11 protein-coding genes are annotated in these 24529 nt (G+C 74.8%); 4 read left to right on the forward strand and 7 right to left on the reverse strand.

The features are described from left to right. The 7 genes from AB0F11_RS24280 to AB0F11_RS24310 form a co-directional block, all read right to left on the reverse strand. Positions 1-9194 (reverse strand): SDR family NAD(P)-dependent oxidoreductase (locus tag AB0F11_RS24280; RefSeq protein WP_362177413.1); only part of this gene is annotated, 9194 nt, incomplete at its 3' end. A 223-nt stretch (positions 9195-9417) separates the two neighbouring features. Next, positions 9418-9669 (reverse strand): acyl carrier protein, encoded by a 252-nt coding sequence (locus tag AB0F11_RS24285; protein ID WP_362177416.1) that lies wholly within the window; start codon positions 9667-9669, stop codon positions 9418-9420. 69 nt (positions 9670-9738) lie between these two features. Beyond that, positions 9739-10767 (reverse strand): methyltransferase, encoded by a 1029-nt coding sequence (locus tag AB0F11_RS24290; protein ID WP_362177419.1) that lies wholly within the window; start codon positions 10765-10767, stop codon positions 9739-9741. Between the two features lie 15 nt (positions 10768-10782). Continuing rightward, complete coding sequence (locus AB0F11_RS24295) at positions 10783-12594, reverse strand: non-ribosomal peptide synthetase (RefSeq protein ID WP_362177422.1); 1812 nt, start codon at positions 12592-12594, stop codon at positions 10783-10785. Positions 12595-12601: 7 nt separating this feature from the next. Next, positions 12602-13423 (reverse strand): hypothetical protein, encoded by an 822-nt coding sequence (locus AB0F11_RS24300; RefSeq protein WP_362177426.1) that lies wholly within the window; start codon positions 13421-13423, stop codon positions 12602-12604. Between the two features lie 126 nt (positions 13424-13549). Then, positions 13550-14335, reverse strand: coding sequence for an alpha/beta fold hydrolase (locus AB0F11_RS24305; RefSeq protein WP_362177429.1), 786 nt, complete (start codon positions 14333-14335; stop codon positions 13550-13552). Positions 14336-14606: 271 nt separating this feature from the next. Continuing rightward, the gene (locus AB0F11_RS24310; RefSeq protein ID WP_362177431.1) at positions 14607-16124 is read right to left on the reverse strand and encodes an amidase; all 1518 of its coding nucleotides are present in this window, start codon (positions 16122-16124) and stop codon (positions 14607-14609) included. Between the two features lie 472 nt (positions 16125-16596). Between AB0F11_RS24310 and AB0F11_RS24315 the strand changes: the two genes are divergently transcribed. The 4 genes from AB0F11_RS24315 to AB0F11_RS24330 all read left to right on the forward strand — a co-directional run bounded on the left by AB0F11_RS24315 (position 16597) and on the right by AB0F11_RS24330 (position 24515). After that, a complete protein-coding gene (locus AB0F11_RS24315; RefSeq protein ID WP_362177434.1) occupies positions 16597-17724 on the forward strand; it encodes an AfsA-related hotdog domain-containing protein in 1128 nt (375 codons plus the stop codon). A 22-nt stretch (positions 17725-17746) separates the two neighbouring features. Beyond that, a complete protein-coding gene (locus AB0F11_RS24320; RefSeq protein ID WP_362177437.1) occupies positions 17747-19669 on the forward strand; it encodes a BTAD domain-containing putative transcriptional regulator in 1923 nt (640 codons plus the stop codon). A 656-nt stretch (positions 19670-20325) separates the two neighbouring features. Further along, positions 20326-22779 (forward strand): LuxR C-terminal-related transcriptional regulator, encoded by a 2454-nt coding sequence (locus AB0F11_RS24325; protein WP_362177440.1) that lies wholly within the window; start codon positions 20326-20328, stop codon positions 22777-22779. Beyond that, entirely contained in the window at positions 22776-24515 is a 1740-nt protein-coding gene (locus AB0F11_RS24330; protein ID WP_362177443.1) for an AMP-binding protein, read from the forward strand. Before AB0F11_RS24325 ends, AB0F11_RS24330 begins: the two co-directional genes overlap by 4 nt. The last annotated feature ends 14 nt before the right edge of the window (positions 24516-24529 follow it).

Consider the following 24529-nt stretch of genomic DNA (forward strand, 5'->3'; position numbering starts at 1 on the left):
CGCACCCCGTGCTCGGCCACCAGGTGCCGGGCGGTCAGCGCACCCAGCCCACCGGTACCACCGGTGATCAGAACGGTCCCGCCCTCCCGGAACACCGGACCCTCGACCCGCTCCGGGGTCGTACGGGCCAGCCGGGGAACGAAGAACTCCCCCTCCCGCAGCGCAAGTTCCGGAGCCCCGGCAGGGAGCACGGACAGCACGTCGGAGTCGAGATCGCCTTCGGCGTCGAGGAGGACGAAGCGGCCCGGGTGCTCGGCCTGCGCGGAACGCACCAGGCCCCACACCGCAGCGGTCTCCGGCTCGGCGACGTCCTCACCGGCCCGCACCGCCACCGCACCCCGGGTCCGGACCACCAGCGGCCCGGCCCCCTGCGACGCGGCCTCATCGGCCAGCCACTCCCGCACCCGACCCAGCACCGCCACGACCGCATCAGTGTCCGGAACCTCGTACACGGTCGCGTTCTGCACGGTCACGGTCTCGGCGGACGTCTCGCGGACCCACTCCACGTGGAAGAGGGCGTCGCGGGAGTACCGGCGTGCGCCGGACAGCTCGCCCGCGGCCACCGGCCGCAGCGACAGTGCGCCGACGGCGGCCACGGGGGCGCCCTGGGCGTCGGCGAGCTGCAGGGCGAACCCGCGGCCCTGCCCGGTGGGCGTGATCCGCACCCGCAGGGAGCCGGCCCCCGACGCGTACAGGGTGACGTCGGACCAGGTGAAGGGCAGTTCGGCCTCGCCGTTGTCGTTCGCGTCGAGGGAGATGCCGTGCAGGGCGGCGTCGAGGAGCGCCGGGTGCAGGGCGAAGCCGTCGACGGAGGTGTCCTGCGGCAGGCACACCTCGGCGAGGACCGCGTCACCGTCGCGCCAGGCGCTGGTCACGCCCTGGAAGAGCGGCCCGTACTGCAGGCCGGTCGCGGCCAGGTCCTCGTAGAGGGAGCTGACGTCGATCGCTTCGGCGCCCGCCGGCGGCCATGCGGCCAGCGAGAACCCGGCCTCCGGACGGTGGTCCACCAGCTCGCCGTGGGCGTGCCGGGTCCACTCGGCGTCGGGGGCGTCCTCGGCGCGCGAGTAGATGCCGACGGGGCGCTGCCCGGCCTCGTCGGGCCGGCCCACCTGGACGCGCAGAGCGAGAGCACCGCTCTCCTCCAGGACCAGCGGCGCGGACAGCGCGAGGTCCCGGAGGGCGCCGGCACCGACGTGGTCGCCGGCGCTGATCGCCAGGTCCACCAGGGCCGCGGCGGGGACGATGACGGTCCCGCCGACGGCGTGGTCGGCGAGCCAGGCGTGCGTGCGCAGCGACAGCCGCCCGGAGAAGAGCACCCCGTCGGAGTCGGGCAGTTCGACCGCGGCACCCAGCAGCGGGTGCCCGGCCTCGGCGAGACCGGCCGCCACGACGTTCCCGGCGCGCGTGCCCGGAGCGGGCCAGTAGTGCGCGTGCTGGAAGGCGTACGTGGGCAGGTCCACGACCCCGGTACGGGCCGCGCCGAAGAACGCGGGCCAGTCGACACCGATCCCCCGGGCGTGCAGGCGGGCGAGGGCCTCGGTCAGGGCCTGGGCCTCGGAGCGGTCACGGCGGACCGCGGGGATCGCCACGGACTCCTCACCGAGGGACTCGGCGGCCATGGCGGTGAGCACGGCGTCCGGCCCGAGCTCGAAGAAGGTGGTGACGCCCTGCTCCTGCAGGGTGGTGACGGCGTCGGCGAACCGCACGGCCTCCCGCACATGCCGCACCCAGTACTGCGGGTCGGACAGCTCCTCGTACGAGGCCGGCTGCCCGGTCAGCGTGGACACGATCGCCAGCCGGGGCTCGTCGTAGACAAGCCCGGCAGCGATCTCACCGAACTCGGCGAGCATCGGCTCCATCAGCGGCGAGTGGAACGCATGGCTCACAACAAGCCGCTTGGTCTTCCGACCGGCCGCGGCGAAGTGCGCGACGACGGCCTCGACGGCGGCCTCGGCCCCCGACACGACCAGGGAGGTCGGCCCGTTGACGGCAGCGATCCCGACACCATCGGCCAGAACGGCCGTGACCTCGTCCTCCGTCGCCTGGACGGCGGCCATGGCACCACCGGCGGGCAGCGCCTGCATCAGCCGCCCACGAGCGGCGACCAGCAGAGCCGCATCCTCAAGGGACCACAGCCCGGCCACATGCGCGGCGGCCAGCTCACCGATCGAGTGCCCGGCAAGCGCGTCAGCACGCACACCCCACGCCTCGACCAGCCGGTACAGCGCGACTTCGATGGCGAACAACGCGGGCTGCGTGTACTCCGTCCGGTTCAGATCAGCCGGATCCTCATCGAAAAGAACATCCTTCAGCGGCCGCTCAAGGTGCGCATCCAGCGCAGCGCACACCTCGTCCAGCGCAGCCGCAAACACCGGGTACCGGTCGTACAGCTCGCGTCCCATCCCCGCCCGCTGGCTGCCCTGCCCCGTGAACAGGAAGGCGTTGCCCGAGCCCGCCGCCGTGCCCGCGATCGGGGCCGCGCCCGCGGCGACGGCCTCCAGGCCCGCCAGCAGCCCGTCGCGGTCCTCGGCGACCACGGCCGCCCGGTGGGTGAACGCCGTCCGCTGGGTCGCCAGGGCCAGCCCCACGGCGGCCGGGTCGAGCTCGGGCCGTGCGGCCACGAACTCCCGCAGCCGCGCGGCCTGCTCGCGCAGGACGTCGGCGCTCTTCGCGGAGACCACCCACGGCACGACCGGCAGGACGGCAGCCGCCGTAGCGGGCGCCTCCTCGGTCGCCGGGGCTTCCTCCACGATGACGTGGGCGTTCGTACCGCTGATACCGAACGACGAGACACCCGCGCGGCGGGTCCGCTCCCCGGCCGGCCAGGGCCGGGCCTCGGTCAGCAGGCTGACTTCGCCCTCGCTCCAGTCGACGTGGCTGCTGGGGGCGTCCACGCCAAGCGTCATGGGCAGGGTCTCGTGCCGCAGGGCCTCGACCATCTTGATGATGCCCGCGACGCCCGCCGCGGCCTGGGTGTGGCCCAGGTTGGACTTCACCGACCCGAGCCACAGCGGCCGGCCTTCCGGCCGGTCCTGGCCGTAGGTGGCGAGCAGCGCCTGCGCCTCGATCGGGTCGCCGAGCCGCGTACCCGTGCCGTGGCCCTCCACCGCGTCCACATCGGCCGCGGTCAGGTGGGCGGAGGCCAGCGCCTGCCGGATGACCCGCTGCTGCGCAGGCCCGTTGGGGGCGGTCAGGCCGTTGCTGGCACCGTCCTGGTTGACCGCCGAGCCGCTGACGACCGCCAGCACCCGGTGCCCGTTCCGCCGTGCATCGGAGAGCTTCTCCAGGACGAGGACGCCCACGCCCTCGCCCCAGCCGGTCCCGTCCGCGGCCTCCGCATACGGCTTGCAGCGGCCGTCGGCGGCCAGACCGCGCTGGCGGCTGAAGTCCACGAACGTGTCCGGAGTCGACATCACGGTCACACCGCCCGCAAGGGCGAGCGAGCACTCGCCGTTGCGCAGCGCCTGGCCCGCCAGGTGCACGGCCACGAGCGAGGAAGAGCAGGCGGTGTCGACGGTGACGGCCGGACCCTCCAGGCCGAGCGCGTACGAGACGCGGCCGGAGGCGATGCTGCCGCCGACGCCCATGAACCCTTCGGTGTTGTGGTGGTCGGACTGCTCCAGGACGACCGAGTAGTCGTGGTACATGACGCCCGCGAAGACGCCGGTCGCCGTGCCCCGGGCGCTCGCCGGGTCGATCCCGGCGCGCTCAAGGGCCTCCCAGGAGGTCTCCAGGAGCAGCCGGTGCTGCGGGTCCATGGCGAGGGCCTCGCGCGGGCTGATCCCGAAGAAGACCGGGTCGAACTCGGCGGCGTCGTGCAGGAAGCCGCCGTGCCGGGAGTACGTCTTGCCCGCGGCGTCGGGGTCGGGATCGTAGATGCCCTCGGTGTCCCAGCCGCGGTCCTCCGGGAAGGCCGAGATGCCGTCGCCGCCCGCGGCGAGCAGCTGCCACAGGCCCTCGGGGGAGGTGATGCCGCCGGGGTAGCGGCAGGCCATGCCGACGATGGCGATCGGCTCGTCGCCACCGGCCGCGCCCGTAGCCCCGGCACCGGCGCCCGCGGCCGGGACGGGGAGCTGGTCGGCGGTGTCGCCGAGGAGCTCGATGCGGAGGAAGTCGGCGACCACGGCCGGTGTCGGGTAGTCGAAGACGAGCGTGGCGGGGAGCCGGATCCCGGCTTCGCCGGCGAGGCGGTTGCGGAACTCGACGGCGGTCAGCGAGTCGAAGCCGACCTCCTTGAACGGCCGGTCCGGGCTGACCTCGTGGGCACCCGAGTAGCCGAGGACGGCCGCGACGTGGCGGCGTACGAGGTCCAGCAGGAGCCGCTCGCGGTCGGCCGGGGCGAGCACGGCGAGGCGCTCGGCGAGCCCGGCGTCAGTGCTGTCGGCGGCGGCCGCCGTGCGGCGTACGACGGCGGGCCGGACCAGGCCGCGCAGGATGGCGGGCAGGTCGGAGCGGCGGGCGCGCTGTTCGAGGGCGCGGGTGTCGAGGGCGGCGGGCAGCACCTGGGCGTGCGGCCCGGCGAGCGCGGCGTCGAGGAGGGCCATGCCCCGTTCGCTGCCCAGCGGCAGGACACCGGTGCGGGCCATGCGCTGGAGGTCGGCGGCCGTGAGGTCGGACGCCATGCCGCCGGCCTCGGGGTCCCACAGGCCCCAGGCCAGGGACAGCCCGGGCAGGCCGTGGGCCCGCCGGTGGGCGGCGAGTCCGTCCAGATAGGCGTTGGCCGCGGCGTAGTTGCCCTGCCCGGAGCCGTCGAACGTACTGGCGGCGGAGGAGTAGAGGACGAACGCGTCGAGCTCCTGCCCGGCGGTCAGCTCGTGGAGGTACCGGGCGGCATCCGCCTTGGGCGCGAGGACCTTGGCCACGCGCTCGCCGCTCAGCGAGCCGATCGTCGCATCGTCGACCACACCCGCCGCATGGAACACCGCAGTCACCGGGTGCTCGGCGAGCAGCGCCGCCACCGCATCCCGGTCGGCGACATCACAGGCCGCCAGCACCACAGCCGCACCCGCAGCCTCAAGCTCCGCAGCCAACTCCACAGCCCCCGGCGCCTCGGCACCCCGACGACTGGTCAGCACCAGCCTCCGCACCCCGTGCTCGGCCACCAGGTGCCGGGCCGTCAGCGCACCCAGCCCACCGGTACCACCGGTGATCAGAACGGAACCGCCCTCCCGGAACACCGGCGCCTGGGCGTCGGCGGCAGGAGCATCTGCCTCCGGAGTGGTCCGGACGAGCCGGGAGACGAACAGCTCCCCGTCCCGCAGCGCGAGTTCGGGCTCGCCGGCGGGCAGCGCCGCAAGGCCCGCAACGTCGGTGGCGGTGTCGGTGTCGACGTCCAGGAGCACGAAGCGCCCCGGGTGCTCGGCCTGCGCGGCCCGGACCAGGCCCCACACGGCGGCCTGCCCCGGGTCGGCGACGTCCGCCCCCTCCGCGGTGGCGACGGCGCCACGCGTGACGACGACCAGGCGGTCCTCGGTCTCCAGGTGCTCCTGGAGCCGGGTCAGCACGTATCCGACGGCCTCGTGGGCGCCGGCCCCGGCCGGGACCTCGACGAGCACGCCCTCGTCGGCAGGCTCCGTGGCCGCGGGCAGCGGGGACCAGGCGACCCGGTACAGGTCGCGGACCTGCGCGGTGGCCGGTCCGGCGGTCTCCACGGCGCGCAGGGCGAGCGCGCCGACGGTGGCGAGCGGGCTGCCCTGGGCGTCGGCGATGTGCAGGGTCCAGTCGCCCCGGCCGGGCACGATCCGGACCCGGGCCGCGCGGGCACCGGTGGCGTGCAGGGTGACGTCCGACCAGGTGAACGGCAATTCGGCGGTCTCGTTGGCCGGGTCGGCCAGGGTGATGCCGTGCAGGGCGGCGTCGAGCAGCGCCGGGTGAAGGGCGAAGCCGTCGACGGCGGTGTCCTGGGGCAGCGACACCTCGGCGGCGATGGCGTCACCGTCGCGCCAGGCAGCGGTGACGCCCTGGAACAGCGGCCCGTACTGGAGCCCGGCGGCGGCCAGCGAGGAGTACAGGGAGCTGACGTCGAGCGGCTCGGCGCCGGCCGGCGGCCAGACGGTGAGGGCCTCGGGGGCCGCCGCGGCGGAGGCCGGGACGAGCGAGCCCTCGGCGTGCCGGATCCACGGCTCGTCGCCGATACGGGAGTACACGGCGAGGCTGCGCGGCTCCTCGCCGCCGACCTGGACGCGCAGCTGCACCGAGGCGTCCGCCGGAACGACCAGCGGGGCCTGGAGGGTGAGGTCCTGCACGGTCCCGCAGCCGACGTGGTCGCCGGCCCGAACGGCCAGGTCGACCAGGGCCGCGCCGGGCAGGACGACGGTCCCGCCGACGGCGTGGTCGGCGAGCCAGGGGTGGCTGCGCAGCGACAGCCGGCCGGTGAACAGGACCCCGTCGGAGTCGGGCAGTTCGACGGCCGCACCCAGCAGCGGGTGCTCGGCGTCGGCGAGCCCGACCGCGGCCACGTCGTGCAGGCCGCTGCCGTCGGCGTCGAGCCAGTACCGCTGGTGCTGGAAGGCGTACGTGGGCAGCTCGCACGGGGTGCGGGGGCCGCCGAGGAAGGCGGTCCAGTCGACCGCGACCCCGTGGATGTGGAGGCTGGCCAGCGCCTCGGCAATCGCCTGCGCCTCGGCCCGGTCACGGCGCACGGCGGGGACGGCGGTGGCGCCCGCGTCGAGGGACTCAGCGGCCATGGCGGTGAGCACCGCATCAGGCCCGAGTTCGAAGAAGGTGGTGACGCCCTGGCGCTGCAGGGTGGTGACGGCGTCGGCGAAGCGGACGGCCTCGCGGACGTGCCGCACCCAGTACTGCGGGTCGGACAGCTCCTCGTACGAGGCGGGCTTGCCGGTCAGCGTGGACACGATGGGCAGGCTCGGCTCGGAGTACGTCAGCCGACCCGCGATCTCACCGAACTCGGCGAGCATCGGCTCCATCAGCGGCGAGTGGAAGGCGTGGCTGACGACGAGCCGCTTGGTCTTCCGTCCGGCCGCGGCGAAGTGCGCAACGACGGCCTCGACGGCGGCCTCCGCACCCGACACGACCAGCGAGGTCGGCCCGTTGACGGCAGCGATCCCCACGCCATCGCCCAGGACGGCGCGCACTTCCTCCTCGGTGGCCTGGACGGCGGCCATCGCACCACCGGCGGGCAGCGCCTGCATCAGCCGACCACGAGCAGCGACCAGCAGAGCCGCATCCTCAAGGGACCACAGCCCGGCCACATGCGCGGCGGCCAGCTCACCGATCGAGTGCCCGGCAAGCGCATCAGCACGCACACCCCACGCCTCGACCAGCCGGTACAAAGCGACTTCGATGGCGAACAGCGCAGGCTGCGTGTACTCGGTCCGGTTCAGATCAGCCGGATCCTCGTCGAACAGCACGTCCTTCAGCGGTCGCTCAAGGTGCGCATCCAGCGCGGCGCACACCTCGTCCAGCGCTGCCGCAAAGACGGGGTACTGCGCGTACAGCTCACGCCCCATCCCGGCCCGCTGGCTGCCCTGCCCCGTGAACAGGAAGCCCAGTCGGCCCCCGGCCGCCGTGCCCCGCAGGGCGCTCTGCCCGTCGACCAGCTGGTCGAGGCCGGCCAGCAGCCCGTCGCGGTCGGCGGCCACGACGGCCGCCCGGTGGGGGAACGGCGTGCGCTGCGTGGCGAGGGCGAGGCCCGCGGCCGCGAGGTCCAGTCCGGGCCGGGCGGCGAGGAACTCGCGCAGACGGGCGGCCTGGTCGAGGACCGCGTCCGGGGTCTTGGCGGAGATCAGCCAGGGCACCACGGGGAGGGCGTCCGCCTCCGCCGCGTCCGAGGGCTCCTCGGCCGGGGCTTCCTCCACGATGACGTGGGCGTTCGTACCGCTGATGCCGAACGAGGAGACACCGGCACGCCGGACGCGCTCCCCCGCCGGCCACGGCCGGGCCTCGGTCAGCAGCGACACGGCGCCCGCCGCCCAGTCCACGTGGCTGCTCGGGGCGTCCACGTGGAGGGTCATGGGCAGGCTCTCGTGGCGCAGCGCCTGGACCATCTTGATGATGCCCGCGACGCCCGCCGCGGCCTGGGTGTGACCCAGGTTGGACTTCACCGACCCGAGCCACAGCGGCCGGCCTTCCGGCCGGTCCTGGCCGTAGGTGGCGAGCAGTGCCTGCGCCTCGATCGGGTCGCCGAGCTTCGTACCGGTGCCGTGGCCTTCGACCACGTCCACGTCGGTGGCCGTCAGCCGCGCGCTGGCGAGCGCCTGACGGATGACGCGCTGCTGCGCGGGCCCGTTGGGGGCGGTGAGCTGGCTGCTGGCGCCGTCCTGGTTGATGGCGGAGCCGCTGACGACGGCCAGCACGCGGTGGCCGTTCCGCCGTGCATCGGAGAGCTTCTCCAGGACGAGAACACCCACGCCCTCGCCCCAGCCCGTCCCGTCCGCGGCCTCCGCGTACGGCTTGCAGCGGCCGTCCGCAGCCAGACCGCGCTGGCGGCTGAAGTCGATGAAGGTCTCGGGGGTGGCCATGACGGTGACACCGCCGGCCAGGGCCATGGTGCATTCGCCGTTGCGCAGGGCCTGGGCAGCGAGGTGGACGGCGACGAGCGACGAGGAGCAGGCGGTGTCGATCGTGACGGCCGGGCCCTCCAGGCCGAGCGCGTATGCGACGCGGCCGGAGACGACGCTCGCCGCGCTGCCGTTGCCGAGGAAGGCGCCCAGGTCGTCGGGGACGTCGCTCAGGCGGGAGCCGTAGTCGTGGTACATGACGCCGGCGAAGACGCCGAGGTGTGCTCCGCGCACGCTCTGCGGGTCGATGCCCGTGCGCTCCAGGGCCTCCCAGGAGGTCTCCAGGAGCAGGCGCTGCTGCGGGTCGGTGGCGAGGGCCTCGCGCGGGCTGATCCCGAAGAAGTCGGCGTCGAAGTCGGCGGCGCGGTCGAGGAATCCGCCGTGCCGGGAGTACGTCTTGCCGGGTGCGTCGGGGTCGGGGTCGTAGATGCCCTCGGTGTCCCAGCCGCGGTTCTCGGGGAACGCGGAGACGGCGTCGCGGCCGTCGGCGAGCAGCTCCCACAGTTCGTCGGGGGTGGTGACGTCACCGGGGTAGCGGCAGGCCATGCCGACGATGGCTATGGGTTCGCGTTGCCGGCTTTCCTCTTCGTGCAGGCGGCGCCGGGTTTCCCGCAGCTCTGCGGTCGCCCGCTTGAGGTAGTCGAGGAGCTTCTGTTCGTTCGACTCTGCCGACACGTGGTCCACCTCGCGGAAGAACGGGAGATACGGGAAAACGAAAATGCGAAAATACAGAAATACAGGAATACGGAAATGCGGAAAACATTGATCGCTCTGACAAGGCTATTTCGGGCCACGCGGCCGAACCACCCCTGACGACCCCTATCGGACCGGTGTGACCACACGCCGAAGGGCGCGGCAGCACAAGTGCTGCCGCGCCCTTCGAAGGCTCGGGCGGAGCTCAGGCCGCGGCCGCGAACAGCCCGGTGAGCGTGGCCCACAGGGAGCCGGGGGTCGCGAACGTCTCCATGGCCAGGGCGTCGTCGGTGAACGTGACCTGGTAGGTGTTCTCCAGCTCGATGAGCAGGTCGACGATGCCGAGCGAATCGAGTCCGAAGTCACGCAGGTCGAGGTCCGCGGAGAATTCGGCGTCGTCGGGCAGGAAGGTCAGGTGCGGCCTGACAATGGGTTCGAAACGGCTGTCCCACAACATGGGGTTTTCCTTTCCGGCGGCACGAGCCGCTCGGTCGCTCGGTCGCTCGATGGCTCGATGGCTCGTGGTTCAGTCGCGGGCCAGAACGCACTCGATGACGCTGTGCTCCGTGGAGAGGTTCTTGATGGAGCGGACCTCCAGGCCGGCCTTGGCGGCCTGGGCGCGCATGTCGTCCTCGCCGCGGATGCGGGTGCCCTCCTCGCAGACGACCATCTGGAACAGGGAGCGGATGGCGGAGGCGTTGTCGTGGCCGAGGAGCGGCTCGATGACGAAGAGGACCGGCTCGGCGGCGACGCCCTCGGACTCCTCGATCGTGCGGACCATGGCGCGCTGGACGCTCTCCAGGATCTTGCTGCTGCTCTCGGGGCTCCAGTTGTGCAGGACGTTCTTGAGGAAGTACGCGTCCGCGCCGCTGGGGACCTCGGTGAAGAAGTCGGCCTCGGTGAAGGACAGCCGGCTCTGCAGGTCGGTGTCACCGGACTCGGCGAGGATGCGGGCGCCGCGGGCGGCGACGTCGCCGCGCTCGGCGACCGTGCCCGTGATGTCGGGGTGGGCGGACAGGATGCCCTTGAGCAGGTGGCCGGTGCCGCCGCCGACGTCGATGACGTGGCTGATCTCGGAGAAGTCGAAGTCGCGGGCGAGTTCGGCGGCGGCCGGGCGGGTGATGTCGGCCATGGCCCGGTCGTAGACCTCGCCGGCCTCCGGGTCGCGGTCCATGTAGGCGTAGATGGAGCTGCCGTACTCGGAGCGGGAGGAGGGCGCGCCGGTCTTGACGGTGGTGAGCAGGTCGCGCCACACGTCGTAGTACATCTCGCCGCCCAGCACGCACCAGTAGCGCATGGAGCGCGGGTGGTCGTCGCGCAGTTGCTGCGAGAGCTCGGTGTGGCCGAACGTGCCGTCCTCGTTCTCGTGGAAGACGCCGACTATGCCGAGGACGCGCATCAGGTAGAGCACGCCGTCGGGGTGGGATTCGGTGAGTTCGGCGATCTCCTCGGCCGTCTTGGGGCCGTCGGCGAGGTGGTCTGCGATGCCGAGGCGGGCGGCGACGCCCAGGGAGCGGGAGATCCATCCCATGCCGGCGAGCTGCAGGAGCTGCATCCTTGTTCCATCTCCTCAGTGAGTGGGGTGGTGCGGTGGGCGGGAGTCGGCGGGGGCGAGCCGCAGGACGGTGCGGTGTTCGAGCACGTCCTGCAGGCTCAGGCGCAGCCCGTGTCTGCGGGCCCGGCCGACGACTTGTGCGGCGCCGAGGCTGGTACCGCCGAGGGCGAAGAAGTCGTCGTCGACTCCGACCTTCGGGGCCTGGGTGAACTGGGCGAACAGGGAGCACAGCAGCTCCTGTTCGGGGGTCTCGGGGGCCCGGTACGCGGTGCGCGCGGTGAACTTCGGCTTGGGCAGCTCGGCGGTGTCGAGCTTGCCGTTGGCGTTCAGCGGCAGCGCGTCCAGGGTCAGGAACGCCGTCGGCACCATGTAGTCGGGCAGGGTCCGGGCGAGGTGGGACCGCAGCCGGCGCTCGTCCAGTACGTCGATCCCGGCGGCCGGGACGGCGTACGCGACCAGGTGCACCTCGCCGGACGGCTCGCGGTGCACGGTGACGGCGGTGCGGCCGACGTCGGGGTGGCGCAGCAGGGCCGTCTCGATCTCGCCGAGCTCCACGCGGTAGCCGCGGATCTTGATCTGCCCGTCGAGGCGGCCGAGGTACTCAAGGACCCCGTCGTCCCCGGCGCGCACCAGGTCGCCGGTGCGGTACATGCGGCTGCCGGGCGGGCCGTACGGGTCGGCGACGAAGCGTTCGGCGGTGAGGGAGGGGCGGCCGAGGTAGCCGCGGGCCAGCTGGGTTCCCGCGATGTACAGCTCGCCGGGGGTGCCGGGGGCGACGGGCCGCAGCAGGTCGTCGAGGACGTGCAGGCGGGTGGTGCTGGTGGGGCGGCCGATGGGTACGGCGGCGCCGGGGGTCAGGGGGTCCTCGGGGGCCAGGACGTGCACGCAGCAGCCGACGGCGGCCTCGGTGGGCCCGTACTCGTTGACGACGGTGACGCCGGGGTTGCGGCGGCGGAAGGTGTCGACGACCTCGCTGAGCAGCTGCTCGCCGCCGACGACGAGCTGCCCGGTGGGCGCCGCGCCGTCGGGGAGGGTGTCGAGCAGCGCCATGTGCGAGGGGGTGACCTTCAGCAGGCTGGCCTGCTGCCCGCCGGGCTCCTCCAGGGCGGCGATGCGGACGGCGCCGCCGTGCAGCAGGGGCGCGTACAGGGTGGTGACGGTCATGTCGAAGGCGACCGAGGAGTGCAGCAGGGCGCTGCCGGCGGCGCTCGGGTACAGGGCGCGGGCGTCGCCCAGGTAGGCGGCCAGCGCCCGGTGGGTGACCACGACGCCCTTGGGACGGCCGGTGGAGCCGGAGGTGTAGATGACGTACGCGGGATGGTCCAGATCCAGCGGCGTACGGCGCTCGCCGTCGGAGACGGGGTGCGCGGGTATGGCGTCCAGCGCCCGGACGGTGCCCGGGTCGTCGAGGAGAACGACCGAACCCGCGGTACCGAGGCCGGCACCACCCTCACCGCTCGTGACGAGGAGGACCGGGCGGGAATCCTCCAGCATGTACGCAAGACGCTCGCGCGGGTTGTCGAGGTCGACCGGCAGGTACGCGGCGCCGGCCTTGAGGACGGCGAGGAAGGCGACGACGAGCTCCGCGGAGCGGCGCAGCCCGACGGCGACGAGGTCCTCGGGCCCGATGCCCCGCGCGACGAGGTACCGGGCGAGCCGGTCGGCACGCTCGTGGAGCTCCGCGTAGGTGAGCGCGGCGCCGCCGTGCACGAGAGCGGTGGCCCCGGGCGTCAGTCGGGCCTGCGCGGCGAGCAACTCCGGCACGAGCCCGGTGGCAGCGGAATCGGCAGCGGGCTGAACGGGCCGGCCAGTGGTGGCGATGGTCATGGGTGGTTCACCTGCCCGCGGGCTGTCGGTGGCGGTCGGAGGCGATCAGGGCGCTCAGGGCGCGGGCCGCGGCCGGGGCACGCAGCAGGTCGTCGTGGGGGACGTCGATGCGCAGCTCGCGGCCGACCGGGTGGCGGGGGGCTGCGGAGGTCACCGCGCTCGCCCCGGCCCAGGCGGCGGGGTCGGCAAGGTCGGCGGCCGCGGTCAGGTAGCCGACGAGCGCGCTGAAGGCGCCGGACAGCTCGTCGCGGATGTCGTCGTCGAGGTCGAGGCGCTCGGCGGTGGTGGCGACGGCCTCGCCGAAGGCCTGCTCCAGAACCAGACCGGTGGAGGCGAGGACCTCACCCGTCGCGTCGGGGCCGCCCCGCTCCTCCAGCCGGTGCCCCACCGCATGGAAGGCCGCGAGTTCCGCCTCGTCGAGCACGGCGGCGAGAGTGCCCCCGACCCCATGGAAGTTCCGGAACATCCCCTCGCAGGAGGGAAGTTCGGGATCGAGCAGGATCACCTGCGGCCGCTCCTGCCACTCGCCGATCCGGTCGGCGAGGGCAGTGGCGAAGACCGAACCGGCGCAGTAGCCGGCCACGGCCGCGACGCGGGTGCCCGCGTCCCGCAGCCCGGCCAGCCACCAGTCGAGGTAGGCCCCGCCGGTGCGGGCGACCTCGTCGGCCGGCATCGGCGGCAGGCTGGCCCACACGGTCAGCGGCGGGTCCAGGAGCGGGGCCAGGTCGGCGAACTGGGCCTGCTCGCGGCCACTGCCGGTGAAATCGACCACCAGCGTGACCGCGTCGTCCGCGCCATGACTCAGCGCTCTCCACGCTCTCGGGCTCACCGTGATTCCCAATCCTTGCGACGTCAGGAACTTCACTTCACGCTAGGGTCCCGGCCTTGATCTGCGGACCCCTACCGTTCCCGGCCCGACCCCTAACAGCCGACCGGGCGCACTGCGGGGGCGTGGTCACCCCGCCCCGACCACACTCACCAGCACCCGCTCCCGAATGACATCGAGAACCTCCTCGGGCCGGTCGGCGAGGTAGAAGTGGCCACCCCCGGGGAAGACCCGCAGCTCGATGCCGGCGGTGGTGTGCTCCTCCCAGGCGCGTGCCTCGGCCAGAGTGGTGGTGGGGTCGTTGTCGCCGACGAGGACGGAGACCGGGGTGTCGATCCGGGTACCGGGCTCCGCCCGGTAGGTCTCCACGGCCCGGTAGTCGTTGCGGATGGAGGGGATCGCCATGCGCATGATCTCCTCGTTGCCCAGGACCCGGGCGTCGGTGCCGCTGAGCCGGCGCAGCTCCTGGATGAGCCCGTCGTCGTCCCGGGTGTGCACCCGGTCGGCCCGGGTACGGGAGGGAGCACGCCGCGCGGAAGCGAACAACCGCACGGGCCCGGGCAGCGCAGCGTCCTGGAGCCGACGCGTCACCTCGAAGGCAACGGTGGCGCCCATGCTGTGCCCGAACAGGTACAGCGGCACGTCCGGTTCGGCAGACAGCAGGGCTGCAAGCTCACTGAAGATCCGGTCGGCGAGCACGGCAACGCTGTCGATCAGCGGCTCCGCGCGCCGGTCCTGACGGCCCGGATACTGGACGGCAAGCACGTCGACATCAGGCGCAAGAGCCTGCGCAACGGGAAAGTAGAAACTGGCCGATCCCCCGGCATGCGGAAAACAAACCAGCCGCGGAGCCCCGGGCCGAGCGTCACCATAGCGACGCAGCCAGACACTGTCGGTAGCGGGACGAGAGCTCATGGAAGCCTCCTCAGGCTCGGTCAAACGGCAAAAATCAACACAAATCCAGCCCACGCGGGCACCATCCAGCCCCGCGGGCACCATCCACCCCCGCCGGCACCATCCAGCCCCGCCGGCGTTTGAGGCGCGGGGGTCCGGGGGCGGAGCCCCCGAAGGGGTGCGGGGCGCAGGCCCCGCAGGGGGCCCGGGGCCGCAGGCCCCGGTTTCGGGAAGGGGCGGGGTGGGGGAAATAAACCCGGCCCGGGGCCCAAGGCCCGGCCCACCCACCCCCTCACCCCCCCGGCAAGGGATCCGGCAGAAACCCGAACAGCATGGACGTCAGGGCCCACTGCCCACACAACGCGTCCAGCTCCGGCGCCCCCACCTCAACCCCCAACTCCCGCAACCGCACCCCGAGCCCCCGCCCCACCTCACTGTCTCCGGCCCCCTCAACACCGCCGGCCACCCCGGGCACAGCCCAAGCCCGCCCCGGCGCAGGCAGCCGCCCAGGCACCGGCACCGCCTCAGGCCGCCGCAAGTGCCACCCGCTCCCCCGCTGATACGCATCGGCCAGCCCAGCCAGCTCAAAGTCACTCCCGGGCAGCCCGGCCAACTGCAGCGACACCGGCAGCCCGCCGTCAAACCCCATCGGCAACGCAATGGCAGGGAACCCCACCCCGCTCCACAGCCCCGGCAGCCAGGAGATCGCCCCCAGCCCCTCGGCATCGTCGTACCGCGGCGCAACACCGGGCCAGGCAGGCGTGGCAACGGCCGCAAGCCCCGCGAACCGACGCCGCATGTTGGCCGCCGCCCAGTCCCGCACCCGCTGCGCCCGCACATACGTGGACGCGCTGATCAACCCGCCCAGGACGACGGTCCGCCGGAACGGCCGCCCGTACTCCGCCCAGCGCCCGGAGAGCCCCGCCTGGTGCACCTCGTACGCCTCGGCGAGCAACGTGATGACCTGCGCGGCGAACAGCGGATACAGCTCGGGCAGTTCCACGGGCACCAGCTCCGCGCCCATGGCCCGCAGCTCCTCCAGCGCGGCGTCGAAGGCGGCGCTGCACCCTTCCGAGAGCTGCCCGGACTCGGCGAGGGCCCGCTCGGGCACCCCGATCCGCAACGGCCCGGCCGGCTGCTGCCACGTCAAACCCCCAGGCTCCCGCCCCGCAAGCACGGCCAGCGTCTCGGCACCCTCCCGCACGCTCCGCGACAGCGTCCCGACGGTGTCCAGACTCCGGGCCAGCGGCAGGCAGCCGTCCGCCGGCACCAGCCCGGGCGTCGGCTTGATCCCGGTCACCCCGCACAGGGCGGCCGGGATACGGATGCTGCCGCCGGTGTCCGTACCCAGGCCGACGTCGAAGAGTTCGTGCGGCAGCCCCGCCGCACTGCCGCTGCTGGACCCGCCGGGATAGCGGTCCGGGTCCCACGGGTTGCGCGGCACCACCAGGCCGAGGTCCGGGTCGGGCCGGCCGAGCGCGTGCTCCGCGAGGGTGGTGGAGCCCACCACGACCGCCCCGGCCCGGCGCAGCCGTGCGACGACGGGGGCGTCGGCTCCGGCGTACCAGGCCGGGTCGTTGACGCGGGAGTGCCCGGTGACGGGGGCCTCCCGGGTAGCGATCAGGTCCTTGACGGCGACTGCGAGCCCGTGGAGCGGGCCGGTGTCCTCGCCGGCCGCCGCGGCGGCGTCCAGCCGGGCCGCCGCCTCGGCGGCTTCGTCCTCGTAGCGCCGGTTGAACACCCCCAGCACGGGGTCGAGGAGGTCCGTCCGGGCCCGCCGGCTCGCGATGCGGCTGCTGACGTCGGCCATGGCGCTCCCTGAGCAATAGACGGAAGAAGAACGAAGAAACCGGAGCGAACAAGACCGTCCCGGACCATGCGGCCCGAGCGTAGGCAGCGCCCGCCCGCCGCAGTCCCCCTGCCTCAACCCCTATCCGCGCACCGCCCCGCACCCACCGGGCCCACCCCCACCCACCCACACCCACCCCGACCCCCGCGCACCCCGCCCGACACCCCCACCCGACGCCCCCGGCCCACACCCCCGCCCATGCCTGCGACCAGCGCCGACATCGCAGGTCCGGCCCCCCGGGCGCAACCCGTAACTATCTGCCGTGCAGGTTCCTGTCACCGGCCTGCGCTGGCAGGAACCGGACACGGCTTTGCACGCTTGGACCTGCAAGAGGACCGGGCCGGGGGGCTGGTGTCGGCGGCCGGGCGTACCCGGCCGCGGCGCCGGGGTACCGCCTGCCGCCGCACGACGTCGCCGGCCCGAGGAGAACACCATGACGGTCGAGTCCACGACCACCGCCCCCACGAGCGGACCGGACTTCACGAGCGGACCGGCCACCGCACACGCACCGGTGGCGGAACTGGGCCACGGAACGGCCGTACGCCACCTCATCCACTGCCCGCCGTCATGGGACCGGTACCTGCTGGAGGCCCCGGGCAGCAGCGAGGAGCACTTCGTCCTGGCCGGGGAACTGCCGACCGCGCACCCCCTGTTCAACGACGGCCCGGGCCACCTCCACGACCCCCAGCTGCTGACCGACACGCTCCGCGAGATCGGCGAGTTCGTCGGCCACCAGTACTTCGGCGTGCCCCGGGACCGGCCGGGCCTCTTCCACCGCTTCGCCCTCGACCTCACGGACACCGCCCCCTGGCGCACGGCCCCGGCCTCGAACGCGGGCCGCGCCGCCCGCCTGCTGACCCGCCTGGCGGTCCGCCCGACCCACAGCCTGGCAGGCGTCCCGCGCGGACTGGAGCTCCGCCTCGAGGCCGCGATCGACGACGTGGTGTGCGCCACCGGCAGCGCGGGCCTGGTCTTCCTGATGCCGGCGCTGCACCGCAGCCACGTCGCCCAGAGCCGGCGCGCCCTGCGGGACGCCCCCGCGGAGGGGCCCTCGTACGAGGAGAGCGCCTGGCCGGTGGCGGCCGCCGAGGTGGGCCGGCGCAGCGAGGCCAACGTGGTGGTGCGCGAGGACCTGAGCGAGCCTGCAGCACCGGGCCGGCTGTCGACCTGGATCGTGCCGCAACCGGGCAACCCCTTGTTCGCGGGCCGGGGCGAAGCCGGACGCCGGGACAACGGCGAAGGCGGACGTCGCGACAACGGCGGAGGCGAAGACAGAAACGGCGGCAGCCTGTCCCCTCTGCTCCTCCTCGAAGGCATGCGCCAGAGCGCCCTGCTGGCCGCCGCACGCAGCGGCGCCGGGGTGGACGTGGACCGGGCCGTGCTCGGCTCCATCGACGTGCGTCTCACCGGCTACGCGGCGGACGACCTGCCGCTGCACTGCACGGTGCTGTCCGGCGAGGGGGCGCACCGGCGCGAGAGAGAGGCGGCGCTGACGGTGACGCAGAACGGCCGCCCGGTCGCGGACGCCCGCGCCCGCGTGGTCCAGGACCAGGACTCCTAGGGACTAGGGAACGGCCTCTCTGATGGAATTCGGGCTCCTCGGCCCGGTGGAACTCACCGGCGAGGCCCCCGGGGTGAGCCATGCCCCGCGGGCGGCGAAGCTACGGGTGGTACTGGCCGCACTGCTGATGCGGGCCGGCGAGGTGGTCTCGGCGGGCACGCTGATCGACGAGCTGTGGCCGGCGGACCCGCCGCGCACCGCGACCACCACCCTCCAGGTGTACGTGTCCCAGCTGCGCAAGGTGCTGCGGGCGGCCGACCCGGACCACGGTCCGGGCACCCTCCTCACCCGGCCCCCCGGCTACACCCTGCAGCTGGGACGGGCCCGCCTGGACGTGACCGAGTTCGAGCGGCTCCACGCCCGCGGGCGCGCCGCCGAGGCCGCCGGCGACCCGGCCGGCGCCGCCGAACTCCACCGCCGGGCCCTGGCCCTGTGGCGCGGCCCCCTGGCCGCCGACGCCCCGCACGGCCCCCTGCTGGAGGCCGCCGCGGTACGGCTGGCCGAGACCCGGGCCGCGGCCCTGGACGCCCGGCTGCGGGCGGAACTGGCGCTGGGCCGCCACCACGAACTCGTGGCGGAGCTGGGCGAACTGGCCGCCGGGCAGCCGCTGCGCGAGGAACTCCACGGGCAGCTGATGCTGGCCCTGTACCGCTGCGGCCGCCAGGCCGAGGCCCTGGAGGCCTACGCCCGGCTGCGCCGCACCCTGGTCGCGGACCTGGCCATCGAACCGGGCCCGCACCTTAAACACCTCCACCACCGCATCCTCACGGCCGACCCCACCCTCTTGGACGCCGCGACGGTGGAGGCCGGGGCCCGGCACGTGATCAGCGGCAAGGCGCCGAACGGCCGCCCCCCGACGACCAAGCCCCGGGCAGCACTCCGTCGCGAGCCCGCCGCCACGGCGAACGCCCGGACCGCGCCCGCGGCGCAGCAAGCCGGCCGACCCACCAGGCCGTCACCCCTCGGCCCCGGAAAGGCCGCGGAGCGGCACCCTTCCACCGCAGCGCGCCGGCCCGCGCAAGCGGTGCCGCATGCCGCGAAGCCCGACGTGGACGCGGCCACGCGCCCGACCACCCAGGACGGGTACGACCTGCCCTGGTGGGCAACCGCCCCGGAGCCCCCCGCACCGGCCGCCCGGACCGCAGCCCCGCCCCGGCCCCAGGAGGACACGGCCTGGCCGGGCCTGGGCCCGTGGCGGGCCGCGGAGCCCGGAACCGCCGCGCTCGTCGGGGCGGTCGCCGAGGCGTACGCGGCCGGCCTGTGGGCCAGCGTCGTACGGCTGGCGGACGCCCTCACCGCGCCGGTGGAGGCGGGCGCGGCATGGCCCGAGTGGGCCCGTACCCACACCCTGGCCCTGGACGCGGCCCGCCGCAGCGGCGACCGCCACGCCGAAGCCCGGATGCTCCGCTCCCTCGGCGACCTCGCCTGGCAGCAGGGCCGCACGGCCACCGCCCGTACGCACTACGAGCAGGCGCTGCTGACCGCCCGCCACTGTGGCGCGTACGAGGAGCACGGCCGGGCCCTCGCCTCGCTGGCGGACCTGCACCTGGACGAGGGCGCCCACGCCCGCGCCCGCGAACTCCTGGACCAGGCGCTGGCCCAGTGCCCCGGCCCCGGCCGGGCCCGCTTCGACGCACTGCGGGCCACCGCGCTGCTGGCCCTGGAGGAAGGTGACACGGAAGCCTCCACCGCCTGCTTCGAGCAGGCCCGCCAGGTGGCCCGGGCGCTCGGCGAGCAACGCCTGGAGGCGTACGCCCGCCGAGCGGCCCGCGCCGCGTCCGAGGGCAACGGCCACCACCGCGAGGTCCGCCCGGGCATCTGGCGCCTCCGCGCCGGGCACGTGCAGCCCGAGCGGCGCTTGACCGCAACGACTCCGGGCAAGGCCCCCCAGCCCACCCGCAACCTCCCCGCCGGCCAGAACACGTCCAGCCCGCACGGCACGTAACCGCAACCGACCCGCCCCGTACACTCCCAACCCCCGGGACCCTGGAGCCCGACAGACCCGACCGTGCACTCCCAGCCCCCGGGACCCTGGAGCGCAACCGACCCGACCAGGCCTTTCCAGCCCGCGCGGCCCTTGAGCGCAACCGGCCCGACCCGTGCACTCCCAACCGTCGGGCGCCGGAGCGCAGCAGACCCGGCCCAGCATTTCCAGCCCGCGCGGCCCTTGAGCGCGACCGACCCGACCCGGCACTTCCAACCCCCGGGACCTTGGAGCGCAACCGACCCAACCCGTGCACTTCCAACCCCGGGGCGCCGGAGCGCAGCAGACCCGACCCGGCCTTTCCAGCCCGCGCGGCGTTTGAGCGCTGGAGGTACCCCAGCGTTAGCTGGGGGAGGGTCCGGGCGGAGCCCGGGAAACGGTGAAAGGGCGGGTAGGGGACATGCCCCGCAGGGCCCCGGCCCCGACCCGCGTAAGGCCCCCGACCAGCCGCCGTCCAAGCCGAGGGACGGCCCCCCGCCGAAGAGCGGCCAAGCCCCGGCTTTACCGCCCCTTCAGCGGTACCGGCGAGGGTGGCGGGGCCCGTGCCCGGCCGTATCCCGCGGGTGCCCCGCGACCTACCCGCGGCCCGGGCCGGAACCGAGAGCACAGGGGGCCCGATGACGGCGCAGACCTTCCACCCGGAGACGGCGACAACAACGGCGACGGCGACGGCCACGACCATGGCCACGGTGACACCACCACCGGCCCAAACGACCGGCACGGCCCCGCTCCCGCCCACCCCCGCCACGCTGATCGGCCGCGAAGCCGAGGCCCGAGCCCTGGCAGAACGGCTCGCCACGGGCCGCCTGGTCACCATGACCGGCCCCGGCGGCATCGGCAAGAGCGCCCTCGTGGCCTCCCTCCTGCCACAACTCGCCGAACGCTTCGGCAAGCTCACATACGCAGACCTGTCGGATGCGGCCTCCCCCGCCCAGGCGGCCACCCTCGTCCGCGAGACCGCCACCGCCCACGGCCCCGGCGGCCTGCTCGTCCTGGACGACTGCCGAGCCACGGGCCCCGAACTGGCCCGCGCCCTCACGCACACCCCGCACACGCCGCACACCACACCCCCGGCCGTCCTCCTCACCTCCCGCCACCCCGTCCGCGCCACGGCCGAACAGCTCCTCGCCCTGGCCCCCCTGGCGGTGCCTCCCCCGTACCCGGAGGCCCTGCACCCCACCGAGCTCGAACGGTTCCCCTCCGTCTCCCTGCTCGTGGCCCGGGCCGCCCAGGCCCGCGCCGGCTTCGCCCTGACCGAGGAGAACGCCGCGGCCGTGGCCGGCCTGTGCACCCTGCTGGAGGGACTGCCGCTCGCGCTGGTCCTGGCCGCCGACCGGCTGCGCCTGTTCACCCCGCAGGTGCTGCTGGGCCGCCTCGCCCAGGGCGGCGCCGCGCTGACCGGCCTGTCGGGCGGGCCGGCCGACGCCCCCGACCGGCACCGCTCGCTGGCGGCCCTGGCCGCCTCCCAGGTGGCCGACCTGGCGGCCCCCGAAGCCCGCCGCACGCTGGAACGCCTGGCCGTCTTCGCCCCCGGCTTCGGCATGCCCATGGCCGACCGCGCCCTGCGCGCCCCCCGGGGGACCCGCGCCGATGAACCGCCCGTCGACGCCCTGCTCGACACCCTCCTCGACGCCCACCTGGTCACCACCGGCTCCGACACCCCCGAGCCGCACCTCACCGTCCCCGAACCGGTCCGCTCCCACCTGCGCGAGCAACTCGCCCGCGACGGCCGCCTGGAGGAGGCCCAGGACCGCCACGCCGACGCCTACCACCAGCTCGTCCTGGCCGCCGAACCCCGCCTCGCCGGGCCCGAGGAAGGCCGCTGGCTGCGCATCCTGGCCGCAGAGCACGCCAACACCCTCACCGCCCTGGACCGCCTGGAGGCCCGCGGCGACCGGGACGCGGCCGCCGCTATGCTCCTCGCCCTGCGCACGCCCTGGCTGGCCCACGGCCACCTCGCCGAGGGGGTGCGCCGCTGCGAGCGGCTGCTCGCCGAACAGCCCGGCCGGCCCGCCCCCGCCGAGTCCGTACAGGCCCGGCTGATCGACCTGTCCGCCTCCTTCACCCTCGCCCTGGGCGATGCGGACCTGGCGGTACGGCGCCACCGGCGCGCCCTGGCCCTGTGCAAGCGGCTCGGCGACCGCCGCCAGAGCGCGCTGGTGACGGCCCGACTGGGCACCGCCCTGCTGGCCCTGCCCGACGCGGAGGCCGCCGAGGCGGCACTGCGCCCCGCGCTCGCGGCCCTGGAGTCACTGGGCGCCACGGCCCCGGCGGCCGAGGCCGCAACCGCGCTGGCCCGCGCCCTGCGCACCACCGGCCGCACCCGCAAGGCCGCCGAACTGCGCGACCAGGCCCTGGACACCCATCGCCGCATCCAGGCCACCCGAGGCCTGGCGGAAGCCCTGACGGAAACGGCAGAAGCGGCAACGACAACCGCAACAGCAACAGAACCGGCACACAACAAGGAAGCCAACGAGCCGGCCCCCCAGGCAGCCACCGAAGGAGACCTGACGGCGCTCAAGTCCCTCCGCGAGGCCCTGTCCCTCTACGCACAGCTGAACGAACGCACCCGCCTGCCCGCCGTCCTGGAGGCCTACACGCTGACGTTGCTGCGCACCGCCCCCACCGCCCAGCCCCTCGCCCTGCGCCTGCTGGGCGCCGCCGAGGCATTGCGCGGCCGGCTCGGCTCGGCCGCGGAACCGGCGCACCGCGCCCGGGTCGCCGAGGCCCTGACGGGCCTGCGGACCCGGATGCACCCCGCGGCCGCCGCGGTGGCGTGGGCGGAGGGCCTGCGCCTGGACCCGGCCGGGGCCGTGGACGAGGCCTTGGCCCAGCCCCTCCCGACCCGCGCGGCAGCCCCGGGCGGCCCCGCGGTACCGGTGGCCCAGCCGCTGACGGGCCGCCAGGTCCAGGTGGCCATGCTGGTGGCGGAGGGTCTGACCAACCGCCAGATCGCCGAGCGCCTGAAGATCTCGGAGTGGACGGTCGTCAACCACGTCCGCCAGATCATGCGCCGCCTGGGCTGCGCCTCCCGCGTCCAGGTTGCCTGGGCGGTGGGCCGGTGGTCATGACGATCGAGCCGATGGCCGCCGCCGACGGTCCGCCGCCCGCCGCGCTCTGGAGCTCGGCGGGGCCGCCGCCCGCCGTCGCGGACGCGTACCGGTCGGCGGGCTGGTGGCGCACCGGGACCTTCCTGGACGACCTCTACCGCACCGCCGCCGCCGACGGCACCCGCACCGCCCTGGTCGCCGACCGCGCGCACCACCCGGCCGGGCTGCGGCTGCGCCGCCTGAGCTACGCCCAACTGGCCACGTACGTCGACCGGTACGCCGCCGCCCTGCGCTCTCTCGGCCTGCGCGCCGGGGACCCGGTCGCCTACCAGCTGCCGAGCTGGTGGGAGGCGGCCGCGCTGACCCTGGCCGTCTGGCGCATCGGGGCGGTCGCGGTGCCCGTGCTGCCCGTCGTGAGGGCAGCAGGCCTGGAGCGGATCCTGGCCGCCACCCAGGCCCGCCTGTGCGTGGTGCCGGACGTGTGGGAGGGCCACCGCCACGCCGAGGTCCTGGCGGGCCTCGCCCCCCGCCTGCCGTGGCTCCGCCGCAGGGCGGTCATCCGCACCGCCCCCGGCCCCGAAACCGCCGCCCCCGCCCCGGCGATGGACGGCGCCCTCGACTTCGACGCGTACTTCACCCGCACCGCCCACGAACGCGGACCCCACGCCTGCCCGCCCGGCCTGCCCGGCGCCCGGCCCGGCGACCCCGCACTGCTCATCACGGTCATGGCCCTGGGCGAGCGGTTCCGCGCCGTGCTCCACTCCCCCGACACCCTCCACGCACCGCTGGCCGCGGCCCGCACCCTGCCCGGGCCGGTGCCGCAGCCGGGCGAGGTGTTCTGCTCCGCCCTGCCGCTGACCTCGCTCGCGTCCCTGGCCCACTCCCTGTGCTGGCCGCTCGCCCTCGGCGGCACCGGCGTCCTGCAGGACGTCTGGGACCCCAACCGGTACCTCGACCTGCTCGCCGAGGCGGGCGTCCACCAGGCGTACGCCTCCCCGGCCCAGTGGTCCGAGGTCCTGACGGCCCACCGCACCCGCGCCGCCCGCGCAACCCGGGCGGCGGACCCGCGGCCGGCCCTCCGCCTGATCCTCTCGGGAGGCCGCACCCCCACCCCGCCGGAGCTGCTCGCCGCACTGCCCGAGGCGCTCGGCGCGCCCGTGCGCTCGCTGTGGGGCGCACCCGAGGTGGCCCTCGGCACCCTGGGGGGCGTCCACGACCCCACCGAGGGCGCACCGCTGCCCGGCCTGGAACTGGACTCCCGCGAGGGCGGTGCGCTGTGGGTGCGCGGCCCGGCCGTGGCCCACGCGGTGTGGCCGTTCGGCGCCGACCGGGCCGTCCTGCCCTGGGAGCAGGACGAGGGCTGGCTCGCCACCGGCGACCGCGGCGACGCCACCCGCGTCACCGGCCGCGCCGGCCACCGCACCGGTGCCGCGTTCCTCGTACCCGTGGCCGAACTGGAGGAGGCCCTGGCCGCGCATCCCGCCGTACGGGAGGCGGCCGTCGTGGAGTACGGGGACCCCGAGCACGGCGAACTGCCCTGCGCGGTGGTCGTACCGGCCGTCGAGGCGGAGTCGCCGGGCCTGGTGGAGCTACGGGAGTGGCTGGCCGGGGCGGGGCTGGCCCCCGCCGCGCTGCCGACCCGGCTGGAACTGGTGGGCTCCCTCCCGCGGGCCGAGGACGGCACCCTGCGCAAGGACGCCCTGCGCGCCTGGCTCTCGGGCCTGCGCCCGGGCGCACCCCGGACGGCGCCGCAGTAGGCGTGCGGCCGCCC

The sequence above is a fragment of the Streptomyces sp. NPDC032472 genome (assembly GCF_040636955.1).
Lineage (GTDB): Bacteria > Actinomycetota > Actinomycetes > Streptomycetales > Streptomycetaceae > Streptomyces.

Bases quoted from the DNA above. Each gene is read 5' to 3' on its own strand.
- AB0F11_RS24285 (WP_362177416.1), bottom strand. From the start codon at position 9,669: ATGTTGTGGGACAGCCGTTTCGAACCCATTGTCAGGCCGCACCTGACC.
- AB0F11_RS24290 (WP_362177419.1), bottom strand. From the start codon at position 10,767: ATGCAGCTCCTGCAGCTCGCCGGCATGGGATGGATCTCCCGCTCCCTG.
- AB0F11_RS24295 (WP_362177422.1), bottom strand. From the start codon at position 12,594: ATGACCATCGCCACCACTGGCCGGCCCGTTCAGCCCGCTGCCGATTCC.
- AB0F11_RS24305 (WP_362177429.1), bottom strand. From the start codon at position 14,335: ATGAGCTCTCGTCCCGCTACCGACAGTGTCTGGCTGCGTCGCTATGGT.
- AB0F11_RS24310 (WP_362177431.1), bottom strand. From the start codon at position 16,124: ATGGCCGACGTCAGCAGCCGCATCGCGAGCCGGCGGGCCCGGACGGAC.
- AB0F11_RS24315 (WP_362177434.1), top strand. From the start codon at position 16,597: ATGACGGTCGAGTCCACGACCACCGCCCCCACGAGCGGACCGGACTTC.
- AB0F11_RS24320 (WP_362177437.1), top strand. From the start codon at position 17,747: ATGGAATTCGGGCTCCTCGGCCCGGTGGAACTCACCGGCGAGGCCCCC.
- AB0F11_RS24325 (WP_362177440.1), top strand. From the start codon at position 20,326: ATGACGGCGCAGACCTTCCACCCGGAGACGGCGACAACAACGGCGACG.
- AB0F11_RS24330 (WP_362177443.1), top strand. From the start codon at position 22,776: ATGACGATCGAGCCGATGGCCGCCGCCGACGGTCCGCCGCCCGCCGCG.